Genomic DNA, 3540 nt, shown 5'->3' with positions numbered 1-3540 from the left:
CGACGGTCTACTCACGTCGACGTACCGGAGTGCAGTCGCCCAAGATGCCAAGGAGGTTGGCCTCCTTGACGAATTCGATGTCACGTTTGGAGAGCCATTCGGCGGTAGCTTCTTCAGCGAGCCAGGTGATGGGCGCCCGCTGATTCGCATCCGCGACCTGAAGACGTATGAATCCCAAGTCTGGACGACGGAGCAGCGTCCTCGCGAGACGGTTGTCGAAGCTGGTGACGTAGTGGTCGGGATGGACGCGGAGTTCCGTCCCACGATCTGGCTCGGCAAACCGGGACTGCTCAACCAACGGGTGTGCATGTTCACACATACGCAATTCGGTAATGCGCTTGTGCGCGAGGCTATCCGGCGACCTCTTGAGGAGGTCGAGAAGGAAAAGTCCGCTACAACCGTCATCCATTTGAACAAGAGCGACCTACAACGCAAAACGGCGATGGTTCCGATCGGGTCGGCCGCCAAAGTTTTCCAGCGCGAAGCCGAGCCCGTATACGAAACAATCGTCGCCGTCAGTTTGGAGAACCGCTCGCTTGCCGCCACCCGCGACACGCTGCTCCCCAAGCTCATGTCCGGTGAACTTCAAGTCCGTGACATCGAAGCTGTTGCCTCAGGGGTGCTCTGACCATGGACTATTTCAAGCAACTCATCGAGCCGGTGTTCGGTCAGTGGACCGTTGGCGTGGTCGTTTTCGTCCTCATCCTTCTGTGGGCGGTCAAGACGATTCCCCCTTGGCTCGCCGGCCGTTCCCAGGCCGTGCATGGCTCTCCCTCCTCCGCCAAGTATTGGCGCGCAAGGTTCGCCGAAGCACTTGAGCAACATGATGGCGAGATCGACTCCTCCGAGCGTCGCCAGCTCGCAGCTCGCGTCACGGAAGCACGGATCATGGTCGAAGCGCATGAGGCGAGACGCCGTATCGGTATTGGCGGAGTCACCCCGATGTGGATCCTCGTTGCACTCTCTGGCGTCGTGGCCGTTACCTTGAACACCGTCGGAGCAGCGTCCGAAAGTGTCGCCCTGCGATGGTGGGCGGGTGCCGTCGCCGTGCTGATGATCGTAGCCGAGCTCACCGCATTGCACGCCTCATCCGTCGGTACAGAACGCTTCAACGTGCTGGTCGCAGCAGGGCGATACGGACGCAGCGACCTGGTTCGCGAGGACCCGTGGCGTGTGCTCCGCGAGTACGACTACGCGCGCAAACGCGCACTCCACAGCACTCGGTTGAAGGAGCGAGCGGCGCAGGACAAGGAACTGACCACACCCTGGATTCGTCTTGAACGTGCAATGACCGGAATCAGTGCGTACCAGAACGGCCTGGGCCTGTCCGCTTCAGAAATCTGGGCTCCGCCGCCACCCACGTCCGGACCAGTCGAACACCAAGCACGTCGACCATGCCTGTTCCGCGGGCGAAAGGAGAAGTGACTCATGTCTGACCGCTCCGACCTCTTTCGAGCTCACGCATTATGGCCCGCGATCGAAAAGGCGACAGACACACTGCGATCCATTGATCCGCAGGCCGAAAGCGCGACGCGGACTACTGTTGACGATTTGTTCAATTTCCTGTTGGCGGCCCATTCGCTAAGAGAGAGCATCGATGTCGATTTCGCGACGACGGCTGCGCTGGACAATGCCAATGCGCACTTTGCAAATGTGACGTCATCGCTCAACAACTACGCGGCGAATCCAACTCAGCCGCAGTATCTGACACAGGCACTGGCATACGCCGACAACGTTCGAGCGCAGCTTGCGACCGTTCCCAGGAGCGTGGGGAGCCCCGCAGCGCGAGGAGCTGTCACTCGCGCGCTACAGGATTACGCGCGCGAATTGGAGGCCAGCCGTCAACAGCTGACGACCAAGCTCACTGACGCAATCTCGGATGCACAGGCCAGAGAAGCTCCCCTCATCGACGCAACAACCGCCGCTCAAGCGTCACTCACCCAGCTCGAGGCCAGGATTGATAATGACGAATCTCGTCTCAGCGATGCGCTGACTGCCAATAACGACTCGTTCATTACGGCGCAGACAGCACGAGAAAAGACTCTTCGAAATTGGTTGCAAGAGCAGGAGGCCAAATTCGATCAGCTCGCTCAGCCCCATCTGACGACGATCTCGGAGGCGGCGGCGATGGCCGAAGTGGATCGTGACGCCGTCTCGGCTCTACGAGCCACGACCGAGGACCTCGCGAGCATTGCTGGCGGCGACATCTTGGCAGGACAGTTTCAGGAGCACTCGGCGGCGGAGAGGAAGGCAGCATATGTTGCGTACGCCATTGGTCTTGCAGCCACCATCGGAGGCGTGATCGTCCTTCTCTTCGCGTTCGGCCACGCAACGGACCCCCTTCCCTGGCAGATTCTCGCTCTCAAACTCAGCATCACTGCCGGTATCGGTGGCATCGCAACAGTGGCCTTCCGTTTTGGGAGCAAGGCCACCCAGCGTGCGACGAGCTTCAAGCGTCAAGAGCTTGAACTGCGCGCCCTCGGGCCGTTCCTCGCCAACGTCGACGGCGCCGAGGCAGCCAAGATCGCATTCGCGAAGCGAGCCTTCGGCCACGCCTGGGAAGGAACTGCCACGACACAGAGCCAAGCGCCAGAAGACGTGTTGTCGAAGGTTGTCGACCTGGTCAAGGTCTTGTCGTCGCCAGCCGCGTCCAGCAAGCCTGGTGGCTGACAGTACGTTCTGCTCCCGCCCAGTTCTCACCGGTGTGACTGCGTCCACAATACTGAGTGCATATGTGCGCGATGGACGACCCGATCAGATCACCCGCACCTCCGCACCAGTGCTGTACATCGACCTCCAAGAAAAGCTGAACGCCATGAAGAAGTTCTTCCGCGCACGTGTCCTCATCTGGCCGCTGCTGCTCGTCGCTGCGCTGTTCATCGGCGGAATCGTCGCTGCATTCGCGAGCGGGGCTATGAACGCCGTCGCGTTCTCGTCGATCTTCGGTGGCAACACCGTCAAGGAAAACACCGAGGTCGTCAAATTCGTCGTACCTGAGCAGCAGGTGGTGCTGGCAAGTGCGCACATCGAGGGCATCCAGAAGGAGGGCACGGATGGAAAGATCTTTGGCCTGGCGATTCCCGCTAGCAGTCGAGTGACGTACCTTCTGTACAAGTTCGACGCGAAACTCGGAATCGAGGGCTCGGAAGTCAAGATCGATCCCGTCGAGGGCAAGAAGAACGCCTATCGCGTATCGATCCCGAAGTTCATCTTCATCGGTAACAGCAAGCCCGAGTTCGAAGACCCGATCAAGAGCAACGACGTGCTCGGCTGGCTCGCTGAAGAAGCCAACCAGTCGAAGATGACCAACAGCATTCTCGGCGACAGGAACGCTGAGAAGTACGTCAAGAACAGCAACGACGTGCTCACCGCTCAGGCCAAGGTCTTCTACACCTCAATCATCCAAAGCGTGTCGCCGGGCGCGAAGATCGAGTTCGTGTTCGCCGACGGCACCGATACATCTGGAGACGGCAAGTGACCGACGAGATCAGCACCCAGAACGACGAACTCGAACTGCTCGACCACGAGCTCGAGCTCATC

The 3540-nt window shown here is 59.8% G+C and carries 4 protein-coding genes; all 4 read left to right on the top strand.

From position 1 onward, the window contains the following. On the top strand, nt 1-628 hold a 628-nt coding region (locus tag BGN97_RS11440; protein WP_292701457.1), incomplete at its 5' end, for a hypothetical protein. Between the two features lie 2 nt (nt 629-630). After that, entirely contained in the window at nt 631-1425 is a 795-nt protein-coding gene (locus BGN97_RS11435) for a hypothetical protein (RefSeq protein WP_292701455.1), read from the top strand. A 3-nt stretch (nt 1426-1428) separates the two neighbouring features. Beyond that, nucleotides 1429-2670, top strand: a complete 1242-nt coding sequence (locus tag BGN97_RS11430) for a hypothetical protein (protein WP_292701453.1) — start codon at nt 1429-1431, stop codon at nt 2668-2670. A gap of 64 nt (nt 2671-2734) precedes the next feature. After that, a complete protein-coding gene (locus BGN97_RS11425; RefSeq protein ID WP_292701451.1) occupies nt 2735-3478 on the top strand; it encodes a hypothetical protein in 744 nt (247 codons plus the stop codon). The last annotated feature ends 62 nt before the right edge of the window (nt 3479-3540 follow it).

It is taken from the genome of Microbacterium sp. 69-10, from assembly GCF_001897945.1.
Classification (GTDB): domain Bacteria; phylum Actinomycetota; class Actinomycetes; order Actinomycetales; family Microbacteriaceae; genus Microbacterium.
The sequence above is the reverse complement of the archived record's forward strand: the minus strand, read 5'-3'. Positions and strand labels throughout refer to the sequence as shown.